Source organism: Rudaea sp. 3F27F6 (assembly GCF_005503555.1).
GTDB lineage: Bacteria > Pseudomonadota > Gammaproteobacteria > Xanthomonadales > Rhodanobacteraceae > Rudaea.
Window position 1 is genome coordinate 434,035 of sequence record NZ_SCNG01000005.1, and the last position, 14,643, is coordinate 448,677.

General features: G+C 64.0%; 12 protein-coding genes. 4 read left to right on the plus strand and 8 right to left on the minus strand.

What is annotated here, in order from left to right:
- Window positions 1-70: 70 nt before the first annotated feature.
- The 4 genes from FFS30_RS19585 to FFS30_RS19600 form a co-directional block, all read right to left on the minus strand.
- Window positions 71-1,120 carry an acyltransferase gene (locus FFS30_RS19585; protein ID WP_137914875.1) on the minus strand — a complete coding sequence of 350 codons (1,050 nt, stop codon included), beginning with the start codon at window positions 1,118-1,120 and terminating at the stop codon, window positions 71-73.
- A 12-nt stretch (window positions 1,121-1,132) separates the two neighbouring features.
- Complete coding sequence (locus FFS30_RS19590; RefSeq protein WP_137914876.1) at window positions 1,133-2,167, minus strand: alpha/beta hydrolase; 1,035 nt, start codon at window positions 2,165-2,167, stop codon at window positions 1,133-1,135.
- Between the two features lie 135 nt (window positions 2,168-2,302).
- On the minus strand, window positions 2,303-5,107 hold the full coding sequence (locus FFS30_RS19595; protein ID WP_137914877.1) for a hypothetical protein: 2,805 nt from the start codon (window positions 5,105-5,107) through the stop codon (window positions 2,303-2,305).
- A 124-nt stretch (window positions 5,108-5,231) separates the two neighbouring features.
- Window positions 5,232-6,137 (minus strand): protein-L-isoaspartate O-methyltransferase, encoded by a 906-nt coding sequence (locus FFS30_RS19600; RefSeq protein ID WP_212742524.1) that lies wholly within the window; start codon window positions 6,135-6,137, stop codon window positions 5,232-5,234.
- Window positions 6,138-6,310: 173 nt separating this feature from the next.
- Between FFS30_RS19600 and FFS30_RS19605 the strand changes: the two genes are divergently transcribed.
- On the plus strand, window positions 6,311-7,471 hold the full coding sequence (locus FFS30_RS19605; RefSeq protein WP_171014747.1) for a membrane dipeptidase: 1,161 nt from the start codon (window positions 6,311-6,313) through the stop codon (window positions 7,469-7,471).
- Window positions 7,472-7,473: 2 nt separating this feature from the next.
- Window positions 7,474-7,929, plus strand: coding sequence for a Rid family hydrolase (locus FFS30_RS19610; RefSeq protein ID WP_137914879.1), 456 nt, complete (start codon window positions 7,474-7,476; stop codon window positions 7,927-7,929).
- 16 nt (window positions 7,930-7,945) lie between these two features.
- On the opposite strand, the gene FFS30_RS19615 is transcribed toward FFS30_RS19610, so the two are convergent.
- From FFS30_RS19615 to FFS30_RS19630, 4 genes are all read right to left on the minus strand, one after another.
- Complete coding sequence (locus tag FFS30_RS19615; RefSeq protein ID WP_137914933.1) at window positions 7,946-8,461, minus strand: GNAT family N-acetyltransferase; 516 nt, start codon at window positions 8,459-8,461, stop codon at window positions 7,946-7,948.
- A gap of 5 nt (window positions 8,462-8,466) precedes the next feature.
- Window positions 8,467-9,030 (minus strand): elongation factor P-like protein YeiP, encoded by a 564-nt coding sequence (yeiP, locus tag FFS30_RS19620; RefSeq protein ID WP_137914880.1) that lies wholly within the window; start codon window positions 9,028-9,030, stop codon window positions 8,467-8,469.
- Window positions 9,027-9,908, minus strand: a complete 882-nt coding sequence (locus FFS30_RS19625) for an alpha/beta hydrolase (protein ID WP_171014748.1) — start codon at window positions 9,906-9,908, stop codon at window positions 9,027-9,029. The genes yeiP and FFS30_RS19625 overlap by 4 nt, the downstream gene beginning before the upstream one ends.
- A 101-nt stretch (window positions 9,909-10,009) precedes the next feature.
- Window positions 10,010-10,777 carry an SDR family NAD(P)-dependent oxidoreductase gene (locus tag FFS30_RS19630; RefSeq protein ID WP_137914882.1) on the minus strand — a complete coding sequence of 256 codons (768 nt, stop codon included), beginning with the start codon at window positions 10,775-10,777 and terminating at the stop codon, window positions 10,010-10,012.
- Between the two features lie 200 nt (window positions 10,778-10,977).
- Between FFS30_RS19630 and FFS30_RS19635 the strand changes: the two genes are divergently transcribed.
- Together FFS30_RS19635 and FFS30_RS19640 are read left to right on the plus strand one after the other, a co-directional pair.
- Complete coding sequence (locus FFS30_RS19635) at window positions 10,978-12,786, plus strand: DUF1800 family protein (RefSeq protein ID WP_137914883.1); 1,809 nt, start codon at window positions 10,978-10,980, stop codon at window positions 12,784-12,786.
- A gap of 7 nt (window positions 12,787-12,793) precedes the next feature.
- Window positions 12,794-14,242 (plus strand): DUF1501 domain-containing protein, encoded by a 1,449-nt coding sequence (locus FFS30_RS19640; RefSeq protein ID WP_137914884.1) that lies wholly within the window; start codon window positions 12,794-12,796, stop codon window positions 14,240-14,242.
- The last annotated feature ends 401 nt before the right edge of the window (window positions 14,243-14,643 follow it).

Sequence of the window (14,643 nt, forward strand, 5' to 3'; positions counted from 1 at the left end):
CCGCAGGGCGAGTGGAAGCTCTGCTCTCAAATCAAAATGGAGAACACCAAAGCAAGAACACAAACCGACGTCATGCCCAGCGACTTTTCAACCTGAGCGCAGGCCGTTCAATGACGTGCCAAGAAACAACCGCCAACGGCAGCGCAATCAAGAACCCGCAAACGGCATTGACCAACGCGGATTGCGGTCCGATGAGCGTGACCACAATCTGCTGCGCGGGATAACCCCAGAGATAAAGTCCATACGAGTAGTCGCCGAAAGAGTTGAAGCGGCGCAGCGGCGACTGTGTACCGCCGAGGCGATAAGCAAACCAGAAGACAAAGGCAACCTCGGCCAACGCAAACAGGTACGCGTAGAACAAAGTTCCGGCCGTCGCCCAGGCAAGCGCAACGAATATGAGCACGACCACGCCGTGATTCGGAATACGTTCGCGCCAGAGCCAGCAAAGGCTGCCAAGCGCGAATAGAGCCGCCATGCGCAGATAGTCGGTGAACGGCGCCGACAGCATCGGTCTGAAGTAAGCAACGGTGATTGCTCCGAGAATCACGAGTAAAAATGTCGCTGCATTGCGCCGCGCGAGGACGCCGCAAAGGCCAAGGGCGGCGACGCAGGCGTACATCAGCACTTCGATCGGCAAGGTCCAGATCGAGCCGTTGATCACGGCAGATGGATGGTCCGTGAATACGCCGGACAGCAGCCAAGCCAGTCGCGGGCCGAAGTGCAGGTTGGTCAGCACGTAGTTCCAGGTTTGCGAGTCCGCGTAGTAGTCGCGTAGCGGCAGCGTAGTGAACATCGGCCCGAGTGCGAACGCGCAGACGAGGATGCAGGCGGCGTAAGCAGGCACGATACGCAACACGCGCGCACGCAAGAATGCGCCGAGATGCGCGCGGCGCAGCCAGCTTGCGCTGACGAGGAAGCCGCTGACGACGAAGAACAGATCGACTGCGATCTCGCCGGAATAGCTGCTCCAGCCAAGCCAGAGGAAGAGGTCAGCCGGTCCCTGTCCGCTGATGCTCGGCGCATGTCCGTAGATCACGAGCGCGGCGGCGAGGAAGCGCAGCAGAAGGAAATTGTCGCTGCCTTGGGCGACGCCGTCGGCGATGGTCGGGTATCGGCGCACGCGCTCGCGCGGTTATTTGCGCGGAGGTTTCGACGCTGCCGGCTTGGTCGCGGCGGGCTTGCCTTTCGGATAGCCCGGAATGCGCGAGAACAACCAGCTCAGCGGATTCTGCGTCCATGCCTGAGTGACGAAATCTTCGTGCTTGGTGCCGGCCGGTGTCGGCACGAAGCTCACGCTGCCGGGCAGCAGCTTGATTGGAAGCGCGGTCTTGAAGCGCACGCCGGCGTCCATGAGTTCGGACTTGAGCGCCTCGTTCTGCTCCTGCGTCGATTCGGTCCAGGTGCTGAAGAAGAAGGCACTGCCTTGCGCGCGTTCGATCCACGCGGCGAATTTGTCGATGTTGCCGTAGAGCGCATCGAGCAGGATCACGCCCTGCAAACGCGAACCGATCTGTCCAACCGAGAGCGACCACGCCGCGGGCAGGTAGCCGCCCGAGTAGGCGACGAGCACGACCTTGGACTGCTTGAACGCGCCGTCGGCGCGCTTGTCGTGATATTGCAGTGCGAGCTTCTGCGCCGCCTCCTCGACGAATTTCTTGAATATGCCGCGCTGCCAGAAACGACCCGCGCTCGAATCGGCCGCATCTACTGCGAACTGCGGCGCGACGAGCACGGCGTTGATGTTGGCCGCGGCGAGCTGCGCAGCGACCTGCTGGCGGTCGAGCACGTCGCGCGACAACGTGGCGCCATTGCCGTGAAAGAACACCACGATCAGCGCCGGCTTGCGCACGTCGAAACCCTGCGGCAGGTGCAGCAGCACGCGGTTGTCGCTGAAGATTTCGTCTTCCCAGTGCACCGAGCCGTCACGCGGGGAGACGTGGCCTTTGCGGTTGCCGTCGGTCTTGTCGATGAATTTCTTGCCCGAATCGGGGATCAGGCCGCGGAACGGAAACGGCGCGTAGTCGAACGGGACGAACGCAGTGATCGGCGCTTTGAGCGGCGCGATGGGAACCTTGGGTGCGGCCGATTGCTTGATCGACACGGCAGGCTTGCCGCTGCCGGTCGCGGCAAAAGCCGGACCCGATGGCGCGACGAGATTGAAAAGCATTGTCATTCCCGCGAATGCGGGAATCCAGTGTCTTTTCTTTTTGCTGCCGCGTTGGCACCGGCCAAAGGCGCTGGATTCCCGCATTCGCGGGAATGACAGGCCCGTGGATTTTCGCGTATCTCGCTTCACTCGGAGTTATGTCGCTCTACGCGCAGTTCGCATCGGCAAAAATATCGCAAAAAAGGCCGGCGCGGCGATCAGGTAGGCGATGCCGCTGATCTGCAGCACGCTGGCGAGGCCGAACGAGGTCGCGATGATCGGCACGAGCGCCGCGCCGATCACCGAGAACGAACCGTTGATGCCCCAGGCCCAGAGGAACATCGCGTTCTTGTTGAGGCGGCCGAGCCAGGTCATCGCGGTCGACATCGGGAAGCCCATAAGGAACGCGGGCGGCGCGATCAGCAGGAAGCAGCAGACCAGGCGCAGCGCATACGGCAGGCGGCCGATCGCGTCAAGCACCGGGTCGATGACGAAGCCGTAGGCGATAAGCAGGGCGCCGATGGCGATGAAGATGATCGGCATCGTCGTCTTCGCGCGCTCCATAAAGCGCTCCGAGGTCAGGCTGCCGAGACCCGAGAACACGAGCATGCCGGTGATCAGGATCGACGCGGACACGGTCGGGTTGCCGAGCGGCAGCACGAACTTCGCGATCAGCGCGACCTCGACCATGATGTAGCCGAGGCCGAGGCAGGCGAAATAGAGGATCACGCGCAACTGTCCCGGCGTGCGCGAGAAGATCGTGCGCCAGCCGAGCAGTACCGGAATCGCGACGAGTACGAGCGCGGCGACCGCGGCGATGCCGAGCGTGGCCCAGAGCAGCAAATAACCCCATTCGTCCTGGAAGATTTCCAGGCGGTCGGTCGTGCGCGAGAGATCGCCCGGCTTCACGTAGGCGGCGAAGTACGGGCGGTTGTTGGTCAGCGGGCGCGTGTCGAACACGTAGTCGGAAAGGTCGGTGCCGTTGCCGTGCAGCAGCGAGTGCCAGGCGAGCTGGCCCATCACGGTGGCCGGCACCGGTGCGGGGGCCGCGTCGGGTGAAGAGGCGTTGGCATCGGGGCCGGTCGGATCGGCTGTAGGACCGGTCGGATCGGCAGCCGGGGCAGTGGGATCTGCTGCGGGCGGCGCAGTCGGGTCCGCGCTGTTCGCAGCGGGCGCTGTCGGATCGGCCATCGGCGCGGTCGTCGGTTCCGACGTCGGCACGATCGATGTGCCTTTCGCTTTCGGACCGGCCGAGCCGCTCGCGATGCCGGCCGCGGCGGCGGCCTTCGCCGCTTCGTCGTCCGCGCCGAAGATGCTTTCGCGATACGACTTCAGGCTGTCGGCGGTCTGCTTGGTGTCGAACTCGAAGCCCGGATAAGTCAGCTCGTCGAAGCTCATCGCGTGCGTGTGCGCGTGCAGCTTGTCGATGTCTTCGGCGCTGAATCCGCCGCGCTTGTACAGGACGGTCGCGGTCGAGAGATAGCTGGCCGCGGCATAGAACTCTTTCGACAGATCGGCCTTGGGATCGGCGTCGCGCGCCGCCGCGACCATCGTCGCGTAGAGCTTGAGCACCGACTTCGGCGGCTCTTCCTTGTTCCACAGCGTCACCGAGAGCACGCCGCCGTCGGCGAGTGCGCGCATATAGGCGCGCATCGCTTCGCGCGTGTAGGCGTACTTCTCGACGATGGCAAAACCGCCCGGGCTGGACAGGCCGGCCGAGTCGGCGAGCGACACGTCGATGACGTCGTAGCGCTTGTCGGTGTTGGCAAGATACAGGCGCCCGTCGTAGTCGATCACGTCGAGCTTGGGATCGTTGAGGATGTCGCCGGAGAAATCGCGCAGACCCTTGTCGTTGCGGAAGGCGTTGAGAATTTCCGGATTGCCCTCGGCGACGGTCACGTGCTTCGAGTTGTGCAAGGCGACGCGCGTGGAGATGCCGCCGCCGAACTGCACGACGAAGGTGCTCGGGTCCTTCTTGATCACGTACGGGTAGATCATCGGCAGATAGCGGAAGTAAGCGACTTCTTTGTCGCTCAGATTGCGCATCACGCCGAACGGACCTTCGCCGTCGATGTACATGCCGAGATAGGCGTTCGCCGGCATCTCCGGCAGGTTGAAGCCGGCGTTGTCCGACAGGCCCGGCGCGAAGTGCAGGTACGAGCTTGAATAGACTTCGAGATAGCCGAACGGCGAGGCGTTCTCGTAGACGCGCTGGTTGTCGGGGAATTTGCGCGCGTAGGACACGCCCTTGTAGTCGGACACGGCGAGCTTCGGAATCGCGAGCTGCTGCGGCAGCCAGAAATGTCCGGCGATGCAGAGTACGCCGAGCACGAACAGCGCGGTGAGAGAACCGCTGCGCTTGGACTGAGCAAGGAACCAGACAATGCCCGCGGCGAACCACAGCGCGAGCGGCACGACGACGAGATTTTCCGGACGGAACAGATACAGACAGCCGAGCAGGAGCAGGCCGCCCGCGCCCGCGCCGACCAGGTCGGCGAAGTAGATGCGGCCGAAGGTTTCCTTCATGCGCAGGAACACTGCGCCGAGGAAGAACGCGCCGGCGAGGAACGGCGTCAGGTACAGGACGAAGTTGCCGAACAACTTCCACTTCTGCACCGGATCGGAAATCAGGAAGATCGCGTTGAACGGAATCTGCTGCGCGATCAAGTTTGCCGCGACGATCAGCGGACCGAACGCGAGCAGGGAGACATTGGCGACGCCCTGCCAGTGCTTCTCGAACCAGTCGTTCGCCGCGCACATGACGACCGAGGTCAGGCCGAAGCCCATCATCGCCAGGCTGACCACCATCGAGCCGAAGTGCGCCCACGAGCCGACGCTGAAGATGCGCATGATCGAAATCTGCAGCGCGATCACGGCGCCGGCGATCAGGGCGACGGCGAGATAAAAAAGAAAAGCCGACCGCGGTTGCGCGGTCGGCGTGGAGATACGGGATGCGGTCATTGAATTAGCAGTATCTGCTTTTGATCGTCATTCCGGCGAAAGCCGGAATCCAGCGTCTTCGATTTTTCGGCACGCGTTCTAAGACGCTGGATCCCGGCTTTCGCCGGGATGACGAGCTGGGAAATCACTTCGTGTCTTTGGCATCGCCGTTGTGCGCACCCTTGATCTCGCCGTCGACGAGCTTGGTGAACGGCACGAACGGCACGACCTTGTTGAAGATGTCGCTGCGCGAGACGGTGATGTCGCCGTTCTGGCCCTGGTGCTTGATCACCTTGAGCACGCGCTGCGCGCCCGGCGGTCCGACCGGGATCACCATGACGCCGTTCGGCTTGAGCTGCTTGAGCAGCGGCGGCGGAATGTGATCGATGCCGCAGGTGACGACGATCTTGTCGAACGGGCCGTTTTCTTCCCAGCCGTAGTAGCCGTCGGCCTGCTTGGTCGTGATCGACTTGAACTCGTTGTAGCCGTCGCCGATCAGTTCGTCGTAGACGCTGCGCGTGCGCTCGGCGAGCGGCTTGATGATCTCGATGCTGTAGCACTTGTCGGTCAGGTGCGAAAGGAAGGCCGACTGATAGCCCGAGCCGGTGCCGATCTCGAGCACCTTCTCGCCGGTCTGCACGTTGAGCACCTGGGTCATGCGGCCGACCGCGTGCGGGCCGGAGATGGTCACGCCGAAGCCGATGTCGAGGAACGCGCTGTCGTAAGCGTGCGCACGGTTGACCGGGCGGCAGAAGTCTTCGCGCGGCGTGAGCAGGAAGGCGCGCTTGTTGCGCTCGTCGGTGAGATCCTTGTTCTGCACCATCGCGTACATGCGATTCCAGCGCTGGGTGAGGAATTTCGGATCTTCGCCGCGGTTCTTCACCGCCCAGGCGACGAATTCCTCGCGGCTGTCGATCGGCACCTTGACGTCCCAGGCGAAGGGCACGGGCACCTTGCTGTCGGCGCCGGAAATGCTCGCGCGGGCGAGATTGGCCACGGGCGCGGCGGCGAGTGCGGTGATCGATCCGAGTACGAATTGGCGTCTATCCACTGGGACAAGCTCCTTGGCAAAGCGGGGGTTAGGTCAGTGCAATAGGATACGGGAAACGCGTCACGAATGCCGCTATGGGCATGGTTTCGGCCTGTTCGTTCAGCGGCAATTTGCTGGCAATCGGGCGCGCGCAAGGCGCACAATCCGGCGTCCCCGAGCGGAGCGCTGCGTTGATGAATCCTGTGTTGCCTCGTCGCGGTTTTCTTTCCCTGGCCGCCGGCGCGGGCGCCGCGGCGCTGCTGCCGTATCCCGTCGCACGCGCGTTCGCCGCGGCGGCCGAGGCCAAGTCCGGCTGGGCCGGATACGATCGGGCCGTGGTGATCGACACGCTCGGCAGCCCGGGCGGCTCGATCGACGACGATTCCAACCAGCTCAATGCGCAGGACTTCGTCGACATCGGCAAGTCGGGCCTGACCGCGGTCAATCTCACCGTGAACTCCCAGGGCGTCGGCAGCTATGCGCGCGGCTTCGACGCCACGATCGACGAAATCGCCTACTGGAATTCGCAGATCGCCGCGCATCCCGACCGGCTGCTGCAGGTGCGCCGCGCGGCTGATCTTGCCGAAGCCAAGCGCAGCAACCGCCTCGGCCTGATCTACGGCTTCCAGGACGCCACGCCGTTCGGCGAGAACCTCGATCGTCTCGACACGTTCTGGAATCTCGGCGTACGCGTCTACCAGCTCACTTACAATAAGCGCAATCTCGTCGGCGACGGCTGCCTCGAACCCGGCAACGCGGGGCTCTCCGCGTTCGGCCGCAAGCTCGTCGAGAAATTGAACGAACGCAAAGCGCTGATCGACTTGTCGCATGCCGGCGAACGCACCACGCTGGAAGCCACGGCTGCGTCGAAGGCGCCGATTGCGATCACCCATACCGGCTGCGCGGCGATCAACGCAAACCCGCGCAACAAGACCGACAACGAGTTGAAACAGGTCGCTGCGAAGGGCGGCTATGTCGGCATCTATCTGATGCCGTTCCTGCGCGGCAAGGGCCAGCCGATGGCGACCGACTTGATCGCGCACATCGAACACGCGGTCGAGGTTTGCGGCGAGGATCACGTCGGCATCGGCACCGACGGTTCGGTCTCGCCGGTCGCGGTCACCGAGAAGTTCAAGAAGGACTTCGCCAAGCAGATCGAGAATCGGCGCAAGGCCGGCATCTCGGCGCCCGGCGAAGACCCGAGCGTGTATACCTTCCTGCCCGATCTCAACCGCGCCGACCGCTTCGCGCGGATTGCGGAACTGCTCGCCGCGCGCAAGCATTCCGACGCGCGCATCGCCAAGATACTCGGCGGCAATTTCGCCCGCCTGCTGAACGACGTATGGGGAGCCTGAAGATGAATGTTTCGAAGACGACGAAGTCGCTGACATCGATCGCGCTGGCATTGGCGGCATTCGCCGCGGCGGCGGTCGAACCCGAGTTTTTTCCGCGCAAGGCTGCGCCGGGGCAGAGCTATCCGTTTTCCGAGGCGGTGCGCGTCGGCGACATGCTGTATTTGTCGGGCGACATCGGCATCGATGCGAACGGCAAGCTCGTCGCCGGCGGCATCAAGGCCGAGGCGAAGCAGGTCATGGACAATATCGGCGCGAATCTCGCGCGCCACGGCTCGTCGTTCGATCGCGTCGTGCAGTGCACGGTCGCGCTCGCCGATATCGCCGACTGGCCGGCATTCAACGAGGTCTACCGCGGCTATTTCTCCAAGCATTTTCCCGCGCGCATGGCCTATGCGACGGGCGGCCTTGCGCTCGGCGCCAAGGTCGAAGTGCAGTGCAATGCGGTGACGGGCAAGTAAGCGGCGCGACGGCGACTCAGGCCGCTAGGTCGCGGTGCATGATCACGTCGGTCTGTGCATCGTCGCCGAGCTGGAACACATGCGCGCCGGCTTCGACGAAACCGCATTTTCGATAGAACGCGATCGCACGCGGATTCTGCTCCCACACGCCGAGCCAGAGCGTCGCGCCGTCGAGTTCGCGCGCCTCGGCGAAGACCGCTTGCATCAACGGCTGGGCGATGCCGCGGCCGATCCATGCGCGGTCGATGTAGAAACGCCATAGCTCGACCGCGTGCTCCGCGGGCACGCAGTCGGGCACATGTCCGCTGCGCAACTGCGCGTAGCCGGCCACGGTGTCGTCGATGTCGACGAGCAGGGTGCGGATATGCGCCGACTCGATTTCCGCGCGCTGCTTGTCGACACCGTAGGCGGCGGCCGCATGCGCGGCCATGTTCTCCGCGCTGTTCACTGCCGCGAACGTATCGCGGAAGGTGCGTTCGGCGAGCGCGGACAACGCGGCGGCGTCGGCCGCGCTCGCGCGACGGATGGTCACGGCGCTCACGCGCGGCCCGAGAATTCCCCGGTCGTGGTGTTGACGAACACCGCTTCGCCGTTGGTGATGTACTCGGGCACCTGGATTTCGATGCCGGTGTTGAGCTTGGCCGGCTTCGAGCGCTTGGTCGCCGACGCGCCCTTGAGTTCGGGCGCGGTGTCGACGACTTGCAGAGTGACCGTTGCCGGCACCTGCAGACCGATCGGCGCATCGTCGATCAACTGCACGTAATAGCCTTCGACGCCGTCGACGATATAGCCCGCAGCGTCGCCGACGGCGCCGGCGTCGAGGGTGTATTGCGTGTAGTCCTCGTTGTCCATAAAGACGAAGGCTTCGCCGTCCTTGTACGAGAAATTCACTGCGCGACGTACGAGCTCAGTTTCCTTGAGGTCGTCGTCGGCGCGCAGCGAGATGTCGAGTTTCTGCGCGCCGGGCACCGAGTACATGACGAAGCGGAAAGTGACGTTGCCGCCGCGGCCTTGCGGCGAGCTGCGCTCGATCTCACGAATCTGGTAGACCTTGCCGTTGTATTCGACGACGTTGCCGCGTTTGATTTCGAAGGCTTTCATTTTTTTGAGGTAGTGGAAGCGGTAGGGAGAAATCCGTGTTCGCGCAGGAAGCGTTTCTGCCGTTCGACGCCGTCGGCGCTGGCCTTGGGGTCGGGGTCGAAATCGTTTTCCTGGTTTTTCAAATTGCGTGTCAGCAGGTGGCCGACGTTTTCGTAGACGGCCAGTTCGCAGACCTTGCCGGCCGCGCGCATCGCCGTGCAGAATTTCTGCGCACCGCGCAGCGGCGTCAAGGTGTCGGCCGCGCCCTGGATGACCAGAGCCGGCGGCGTGCTCGCGTCGACGTGTTCGAGCGGCGAGTAATCCTTGGCCTTGCCGCGTCCGCGCAGCAGCTTCTCGAACCAGCCGTCGGCGGCCACGTCGAGCGCCGGCGAAACCATCAGCAGCGCGCTCGGACGCAGACCCGCGTCGGCGCAGCGTCCGGTCGCCGCCGCGCCGAGCAACTGACCGCCTGCAGACACGCCGTAGCCGGCAATGCGCTGGGTGTCGATGCGCAGCTCGTCGGCATGGGCGCGCGCCCAGGCGAGTGCGGCGCAAGTGTCTTCGAGCGAGTCGGCCGGGGTCGTCGTTTCATTCGACAGGCGATAGTCCACCGCGATCGCGACCAGGCCGAGATCGGCGAAGCGCTGCGCCGAACCGAACGTCCATTCGGCGCTGCCGGCCGCCCAGCCGCCGCCGTGGAACAACAGAATGGCGCTGCGCGGCGTGGTCGCGTTGCCGGCGGGCTGGAACACGAAAGCGTTCAGTGGCTTGCCGCCGACTTCGCGATAAGCGTGCTTGGTCGGTTCCGCGGGTGCGGCCCGCGCCGACGAGAAAACTGCGAGCGACAGAACCGCAGCGGCGATAACGCCGAACAAGGTGAAGCGACCGGCGACGTGCATAACTTTCATCTCCCCAGGAAAGCTTTTGTGTGTGAGGGCTCGATGCATCGAGCCCGGCTATGTCCGCGCCACCCCGAACTGCGCGCGGAAAAAATCGCGGATTACTTCGGCGCCAGCCGGATCGCGCCGTCGAGACGGATCACGCTGCCGTTGAGATAACGGTTCTGCAGGATGAAGGCAACCGTGTCGGCGAATTCCTCGGCCGTGCCGAGACGCGAAGGGTAGGGCACCTGCGCGCACAGCGAGTCGTAAACCTGCGGCGGCATGCCTTCGACCATCGGCGTGTGGAAGACGCCCGGCGCGACCGTCATCACGCGCACGCCGATGCGCGCAAACTCGCGCGCCATTGGCAGGGTCATGCCGACCACGCCGCCTTTCGACGCCGAATACGCTGCCTGGCCGATCTGGCCTTCGAACGCGGCGATCGACGCGGTGTTGACGATGGCGCCGCGCTCGCCGTCCTCGCCCGGCGCGTTGTGCTGCATCAAGTCGGCAGCGGCCTTGGCCACATTGAAGCTGCCGATCAGGTTGATGCGCACGGTGGTCTCGAATGTCTTCAGCGGCATCGGCCCGTCCTTGCCGAGCACGCGTCCGGCGCCGAGGATGCCGGCGCAACTGATCGCCGCATTGAGCCCGCCGAGCCATTCGTGCGCGGCCTTCGCGTTCGCCGCGACCTGCTCTTCGCTGCTCACGTCGGTGTTGAAATAGCGTGCGTTGGCGCCGAGCGCGGCCACCGCCTGCGTGCCTTTTTCTGCGCTGACGTCGAACAGCGCGGCCTTCGCGCCGTGCGCGAGAAGATGTTTCGCTACGCCGAAACCGAGACCCGATGCGCCGCCGGTGACGATGGCCTTGACCTGATTGAGCTGCACGATGCTTCCTGATGCCGATTGCGGGCGCGCATTTTAGCCGAAGCCGGGGCACGGCCGGGATTGGGCACCGTCGAGACAGATTCCGATGACGCGCTGATGACGGCTGGTATCGATTGCATTTTTTTCTCGCCCCGTGATGCGGATCAAACTCCGCGGCTGCGCCGAAGACTAGACTCTCGCCGTGGCTGCGGAGTGAAGAAATGTATATTTCTGTTGCGAAAATTGCGCAATCTCTCGTGAAGCTCGGCGTTTATGCGGGCCTCGTTTTGACCGGAGCCGCGTCGTCTATCGCGGCCGTGCCGGCCGCACCGGCCAGCGATGCCGACGCCGCGCGTTTTCTCGCGCAGGCGACGTTCGGCACGACGACCGCCGATATTTCCTCGCTGCGATCGCTCGGCTATCAAGGCTGGCTCAACAAGCAGTTCAGCGCGCGCGCTTCGACGCAGGCGCCTTATCTGGACTGGATGAAGAAGCAGCCTGCCGGCAGCAACGACGTCACCGATTCGACGCGCCTGCAGGCCTGGGCGATCAATTCGCTCGGCACGGGCGACCCGAGCCGAGCGGGATTTCCGAACAACGCGCCGGCCGACCAACTGCGCCAGCGCGTCGCCTTCGCGCTCAGCGAGATCTTCGTCGTCTCGAACAAGAACGGCACGCTCGCCGACGAGCCGTGGGCGCTGGCGAGTTTCTACGACACGCTCGCTGCCGATGCGTTCGGCAACTACCGGACCCTGCTCGAAGACGTGACCAAGCATTCGGCAATGGGCACGTACCTGTCGATGATCCAGAACCAGAAGGCCGATCCGACACAGAACATCCACCCCGACGAAAACTACGCGCGTGAAGTGCTGCAGTTGTTTTCGATCGGCCTGGTGCAATTGAATCTCGACGGCACGCCGCAGCTCGGCACCAACGGCCAGCCCGTGCCGACCTATGCGCAGCCGACCGTGCGCGGCTTCGCCGCCGTGTTCACCGGCTGGACCTGGAACAACACCGGCTGCGGCGCGACCACATGGACCTGCTGCGACAAAGACCACTACTTCGGCTGGGACTGCGCGCCGAGCGATCACGACGTCGCGGCGTGGCGCAAGCCGATGCAGCCGGTCGAGTTCTGGCACGACGCCACCTCGGACAAGCAACTGCTCGTCTATCCGGGCGTCGCGCTTGCGGGCGGCGTGCTCGTCCATGGCGGCAAGGCGCAGGCCGAGCTGACTGCCGCGCTCGACAATATCTTCCGCCATCCGAACGTCGGGCCGTTCGTGTCGCGTCAGTTGATCCAGCGTCTGGTCACGAGCAATCCGACTCCGGCCTACGTGCAGCGCGTCGCGCAGACGTTCAACGACAACGGCGCCGGCGTGCGCGGTGATCTCAAGGCCGTGGTGCAGGCGATCCTGCTCGACGACGAAGCGCGCAACGGCCAGACCCTCGCGCCGACCACTTACGGCAAGCTGCGCGAGCCGCTGCTCAAGCTGACCCACGTCTGGCGCGCGATGGCCGGCAAGTCGGCGAGCGGGCGCGACGACAATATCAACACGTGGCCGCCAATCGAAGACCAGTACGGCGAAGCGCCGCTGCGTTCGCCGAGCGTGTTCAACTTCTTCAAGCCGGTATTCGCGCCGCCCGGCGAACCGCAGATGCGCGGGCTGCGCGCGCCGGAATTCCAAATCCTCACCGACACCGCCGCGGTGCTGACGCCGAATCATCTCTATCACGAGATCTTCTGCAACTACACCGGCAGCACGGACTGTTGGGGCAGCGACGATGCGGCGACGATCCAGATGAACCTCGCGCGCGATGCGTCGCTGGCCGCATCGAGTCCGGACAAGCTGATCGACAAATACAACGTGCTGTTCCTGTCCGGGCAGATGTCGAGCGCAATGCGCGGCATCCTGCTGACGCGCCTCAACGCGCTCACGGCCGCAGACCGCGGCGCCGCCCTCGGTTTGGTGCGCGTGCAGCACGCGCTCTACCTCATCATCAATTCCCCCGAATACGCGATCCAGAAGTGAGGCCGTCATGTCGGTGAATCGTCGCGAATTTCTGCGCAAGAGCATCTGTGCCGCGCTCGGCGGCGCGGGCTTGTACTCCGCGTTCGGCAATCTCAACTTGCTCGCCGCGGCGGCAAATTTGAATGCCACGTCCGACTACAAGGCGCTCGTCTGCGTCTACCTCTATGGCGGCAACGACAGCTTCAACACGATCGTGCCGTACGACGCGGGACTGTACGCGCAGTACGCGGCCTCGCGGCGCAACCTCGCGCTGGCCCAGGCCGACATCGCCGCGAACGCGCTCAACGCGCTCGCGCCGCCGAGTGACGGCGGCCGCTACGGCCTGCATCCGGCGCTCGGCGACCAGCGCGCGAACTCCGGCAACGCCGGTCTCGCCGCGCTGTTCAACAGCGGCAAGGCGGCGGTCGTCGCCAACGTCGGCAGCCTGCTCTCTCCGATCACGAGCGCGCAGTACCGGCAGGGCAACGTGCCGGTACCGCCGCAGTTGTTCTCGCACGACGACCAGACCAGCCAGTGGCAGACCGCGCGCCCCGACGACACAAACGCGCTCGGCTGGGGCGGGCGCATCGCCGACCTGCTCTACGCGAACAATAGCGGCCAGGTGCCGATGAGCATTTCGCTGTCGAGCGCGAACCTGTTCCAGCGCGGCGCGATCGTCGACCAGTACGCGATGGACCCGTCCGGCGTGACCATGCTGAACTATCTCGGCAACGGCCCCGAGTCCTGGGTCAGCGGCGGCGAAGATGCCGAGAGCACCGCCGCCTATCAGGCGCTGCTTGCGCGCGGTGCGCAGAGCCATGTGCTTGAGCGCGCCTTCGCCGACACGACCACGCGTGCGATCTCAATCTACACCTTGGTGAACTCGGCGCTCAATCCGGCCACGCCGCTGCCGCCGCTCGCGACGCCGTTTCCCGACAACGACCTCGGCCATCAGTTGTCGATGGTCGCGCAACTGATTCGCGTGCGTGCCGCACTCGGTATGAAGCGCCAGGTGTTCTTCGTCTCCGCCGGCAACTACGACACCCACGCCAACCAACTCGGCGACCAGCAGGACAACCTCTCGCAACTCGGCCAAGCACTCGCCGCCTTCTACGCGGCAACCGTCGAACTCGGCGTGGCCGACAGCGTCACTTCGTTCACCGCCTCCGACTTCGGCCGCTCCCTGCCGGTTAACAGCACTGGCACCGACCACGGCTGGGGCGGCCACCACTTCGTCATCGGCGACGCCGTGCGCGGCGGCCGCTACTACGGCACGATGCCTTCGCTCGTGCCGAATACCAACGCGCAGCCGACCGCGAATCCCGACGATACCGGCTACGGCCAGATCGTGCCGACAACTTCGGTCGATCAATACTCGGCCACGTTGGCGAGTTGGTTTGGGGTGGGGGCGTCGGATCTCGCTACGATCTTTCCGAATCTGGGGCGTTTCTCGACGGCGAATCTTGGGTTTATCTAGATATTTCAACTTAAACTCTGACGAAAACGTTGCCTCAGTTGGCTTGGACTGACTCTAGTCAGGAAACCTAGTGGTCGGAGTGAAAGTTGTCGGCTCGCAACAATCCAGTTTGACAAGCGTGTTCTTGCGTCCTAGAGATTAGATTAATCTAACGCTTGTCGTCGTTATCGAGGGGAAGGAATTGACTACGCGTACATGGTGTTGCCGGCAATAACTCAACAATGGGTTGTGATCAATCGATCACTTGTCCACCCAATTTTCTACCTACGTCCGGTAGCACTTCGTGTATTGCTCTGAAATCGGATTGCTGCAAAGCCGGGAATCCAATTCAACCCACAGGCGGCGGAAGATCCCTGATAGAGGCCGATCTTCGTGGTCTCCTTTTCGGCTTAGCTTGAGAC

What these genes read in the sequence shown, in the direction of transcription:
- FFS30_RS19640 (WP_137914884.1), top strand. Translation starts at nt 12,794, where the DNA reads ATGTCGGTGAATCGTCGCGAATTTCTGCGCAAGAGCATCTGTGCCGCG.
- FFS30_RS19590 (WP_137914876.1), bottom strand. Translation starts at nt 2,167, where the DNA reads ATGCTTTTCAATCTCGTCGCGCCATCGGGTCCGGCTTTTGCCGCGACC.
- FFS30_RS19610 (WP_137914879.1), top strand. Translation starts at nt 7,474, where the DNA reads ATGAATGTTTCGAAGACGACGAAGTCGCTGACATCGATCGCGCTGGCA.
- FFS30_RS19625 (WP_171014748.1), bottom strand. Translation starts at nt 9,908, where the DNA reads ATGCACGTCGCCGGTCGCTTCACCTTGTTCGGCGTTATCGCCGCTGCG.
- FFS30_RS19635 (WP_137914883.1), top strand. Translation starts at nt 10,978, where the DNA reads ATGTATATTTCTGTTGCGAAAATTGCGCAATCTCTCGTGAAGCTCGGC.
- FFS30_RS19595 (WP_137914877.1), bottom strand. Translation starts at nt 5,107, where the DNA reads ATGACCGCATCCCGTATCTCCACGCCGACCGCGCAACCGCGGTCGGCT.
- yeiP (WP_137914880.1), bottom strand. Translation starts at nt 9,030, where the DNA reads ATGAAAGCCTTCGAAATCAAACGCGGCAACGTCGTCGAATACAACGGC.
- FFS30_RS19605 (WP_171014747.1), top strand. Translation starts at nt 6,311, where the DNA reads ATGAATCCTGTGTTGCCTCGTCGCGGTTTTCTTTCCCTGGCCGCCGGC.